This window comes from Candidatus Lokiarchaeota archaeon (genome assembly GCA_014730275.1).
Lineage (GTDB): Archaea > Asgardarchaeota > Thorarchaeia > Thorarchaeales > Thorarchaeaceae > WJIL01.
On record WJIL01000079.1, the window covers coordinates 1 to 3,847 of the forward strand.

General features: G+C 46.5%; 3 protein-coding genes. All 3 read right to left on the reverse strand.

Annotation, left to right across the window (positions count from 1 at the left end; all coding sequences use genetic code 11):
* A partial coding sequence (locus GF309_08885; GenBank protein MBD3158888.1) for a DUF2029 domain-containing protein occupies positions 1-1,654 on the reverse strand: 1,654 nt, incomplete at its 3' end.
* Positions 1,655-1,774: 120 nt separating this feature from the next.
* Positions 1,775-2,557, reverse strand: a complete 783-nt coding sequence (locus GF309_08890) for a glycosyltransferase (protein MBD3158889.1) — start codon at positions 2,555-2,557, stop codon at positions 1,775-1,777.
* Positions 2,558-2,631: 74 nt separating this feature from the next.
* Positions 2,632-3,489, reverse strand: a complete 858-nt coding sequence (locus tag GF309_08895) for an NTP transferase domain-containing protein (GenBank protein ID MBD3158890.1) — start codon at positions 3,487-3,489, stop codon at positions 2,632-2,634.
* Positions 3,490-3,847: the final 358 nt, after the last annotated feature.

A 3,847-nucleotide genomic window follows, 5' to 3' on the forward strand; every position in this document is an offset into this window, starting at 1 on the left:
CTACGGCTGTAGCGTTCACAAAGAATTGGCCTACGCCTCCTCTGGCATAGGAGAATATTCTCAAAGTGCCTTCGGGAATGCTTCCGTTTACTTTCAGAGAGGATTCCCAAGGAGTGGTAGCTTCAAACTCATCGTACCATATACGGTTTTCTCTAAAACCCAGAGTTTCGAAATTGTCGTGGGTGTAGCTTGGGTATATGACAAGAAGGCAGACTACTGTTGCCAGTACAATCTTCCGGTCCGGTAGCATCATCAGTGGAGGCATACACCATAGAAGATACCAGCCGTAGAAGACATCGGTGAACAGCGTGACTAAGACAAGTACCACAATTGAAATCAGCATTATAGCCTGCCTAAGCGACAAATCACGATCAGGGTCGTTCCGCCATCGTTTCCAAGCAGTTCCCAGAATCAGTATAGCTCCAAGAACCGTCAATATGCCCCTGACTACACCTATGTCAGCAGGATAACGCCAGAAAACCATCAATGACATCCTGGTGAAAGGATAGGCTGTGGCAATTACTGCCATGAACAAGAAAAGAGCTCCCAGCAATAGCGTCGCTACGTCATATCCAAACGCTTCACGGATGGTGATTCTTCTCAGGACATATCTCAAAAACACGGAGCACAGAACGAGTATCACGATAGCAGCTATAATTGTCAAACCTAGTCCAAAGGTACTGGATGTAGGTATTGCATCAAGGAGCCCACCCAAGAATCCGCTGTGTGCAGTCCCCGGAACTGAGGTACCAGGAAATATTATGTCACCACGTAACCATACGGGAATTGTAAAGGGAATGAACGTCAGGATACCGGTGATTCCAGCACTCAGAACAAATTCCAGCCGTTCACGCCAGTCTTTCATAAGCGGAAGCAGAAGTGGGAGAAGGAAAGCTGCGTAAACTTTCGTTGCTACACTCAACCCAAGCATGACGCCACCTGACTTCTGTCGAGAATCCAGAACAAAGATAATGGCTAACAACAAGAAGAGGTTGGAAATCGGTTCAAAATGACCATTCACGCCAGATTCGATTATTGAGAGGGGGAAAAGCGCGTAGGCGAGGGGGGCCAAATCAAGTGGGGATTTCTGTGGTTTGCGAGTAGACAACGTCCAGAGAACAGCCACAATGGCTACATCAAAAATCGTTGCAAGGACTCTAAACGCATCAACCGAGGGATACAGTGAAGCGATGGGATAGATGAAGTATGCAAACACGGGAGGGTAAGGGAAGTAGAAGTCAGCGTATGGCATTTTACCTTGCATCATGAACTTGCCAAAATCCAGGTACCACAGAGGATCCAAGGATATACTGATGTTTGATCCCAAGAAAGCAAGTCTCAAGGCCGCAGTGAGAGCAGCAACGATGAGAATATACTGGAATTTACTAAGCCGTAGTCTGGTATGAAAAGACCGGGGGCCTGATTCTGATACTGCAACTGCAAGGAAGACTATGTAACAGGCAATCAAGAAGTAGACTGCAACAAAAAAGGGGTACATACTGTTACCTACAAAACGAATCAGCAGAATCGCTAGAAAATGTACCATGATTATGATAGAGAACAGATAACGGAAGGGAAAGTCACCACTACTCTCAGCATCTATATTTGTGGGTGAGTTCTCACTGGAAATCCCGTCATTCGGTGTTGAAGTCATCAGGAATCACATTCGAGTCTGTTGTTTCGTTTATGCAGTTGCACATCAGCTGCCTCACGATGTTTTCGTGAAATATGCAGGCAGACGCTCAATGGATAAAATGGCTCCTTTCACAAAAACCTATCTTTCAGTGGAATGTTGACCTCCTCTAGATAGCTTAGGTGTTGTCGCAGAATCTATTCTTCCGAGAATCTGATAGAAGAACAACCGAAAGACCAACTGAATATAGAGAAGGATGGTGGTTTGATCCAGTTTGCTCTCGCCCCACAGGCGATCCTGAAATACAATGGGAACTTCAGTTGCGCGCAGATTCCTGTTCTTTGCCAAGGTTTCTACCAGAAACTTATACTCAGCGTGTTCAATCGACCGAGCAAGGATTTGGGGGGATTTACAGCCAACGAAACCACTAACCGGATCTTTGACCGAGATTCGGAGTAGAGTTCGAGCCAGAAGCGTCGCAACCTTGCTTACTGCGATACGGCTTCCAGGCCAACCTCTAACCTTCCCACCGGTGGTGTACCTAGAACCGACGACCACATCATACCCCGCTTCCAACGTGGCAAACATGTCTGACAAGAAACGGGGATGGTGAGAAAAATCAGCATCCATCACCACTACAGGTCCTTCATGCGCTTCCTTTGCGCCACGCCTGACAGCAGTGCTGAGTCCACGTTCTTTCGTTCGCACAATCAATCGTACATTGTCGTATTTTGTAGTTAGATTTCTCACAATCTCTTGGGTGTTGTCAGTGCTATCATCATCAACAACTATGACTTCAAGATTCTCCTCATCAAGGTACCTATAGATGCTCTCGATGAGCTTCCCGATATTTTCCTCCTCATTGTATGTGGGAATGATGACAGTTCTCAAGGGCAGCACCATTTGGGGAGTAGTGTGAAACAAGAAGCATCCCACGCCGGTTAAGAGTCTGACGATGCATTAAGAAGCATCCGATGATTGTGCAAACGGCACAACTGTTAGGTTTCTTCCATGGCTGCCTCTGCTTTCTCCAGCCCCTTGAGATTATTCACAGGAATCCAGTGCTCCGAGGGGATGTTGATGGCGAATAGACGCCCTTCCCTGGCGATTTTGGGACAGATCACATTCTCAAAGGAGGACTCCACCTCAAGCGAGACATGCTCGTAGAAGTAGTCATACACCTCAGGGTCAAATACCGTAATCCCCGTGTGAGCCGGAACCGTGATAGGAGGGTACTTGGTTATGTCCTGCACCTTTCCATCATCAATTATCATACCGGAGTACTGGAACGGTGTTTCGGGGACAACGATGAATGTGGCGATGCAACCATTCTTTCGCGCCTTGATTTGCCCTTCAAGAAATACCTCGCCATATGGCCTATCCATGCCGATGATCATGTCATCCGGATTGTGGACTATCGATGTTAGATTCTCGTCCAGCGTGTCGTTCTGAAGTGCATGAAGTATCGCTCCCGCATTTCCAACCTTTCGTCCGCCAGGGTCTTTCGAGTACTTTATGTCAACACCCCATCGAGAGCCATCGCCCAGATGATCTTCTACTGCTTCAGCAAGGTATCCGGTCAATACAACGAATTTGTCGATGCCAATTTCACTGTATTCGCGAATGGCACGCTCAATCATGCTCTCTTCGCCGACACGAATCATCACTTTATTGATATCGCCGCCAGTCTCACCACGGATTCGTGTTCCCTTGCCACCCGCCGGCATGACAACCACAGTATTATGCTTGGCAGCTTCAACCTCGTCAGCAGTAACTTCGGTTGTCTTGTCTTCGGTATTAATCCGTTCCTTCAAATCAGCCATGATGGATTCCAAGGTGTCAGGCATCGTCATCATAATGAAACAAGTCAACCCACCAATAAAACTTGCCTATAGTCGAGAAACAGAAACTTATCTTTGCCAAGTCTTGAAAGAAGAACATCTTGAGCAGAAAGATTGTGAATTCGGTGGGAGAGATGTCGTAGATTTAGGGCAAGGAACTAGCGTAGAAGGATTACTTGCTGGTCTTGTTATCTTTGTTTTTCTGTGAATCTTGCATATGACGAAACTCTGAAGATATCCATTTGCCGGTAGTTGGATTTTTGCGAAGAGGTTCTACATCGATGAATGGTTCAATTTTCTCTTTCATTTCCTCGTACCGCTTTTCTGCACGTTTCAATTTCTTCTTGTCTGCTTTCTCTACCATCATTGCTAG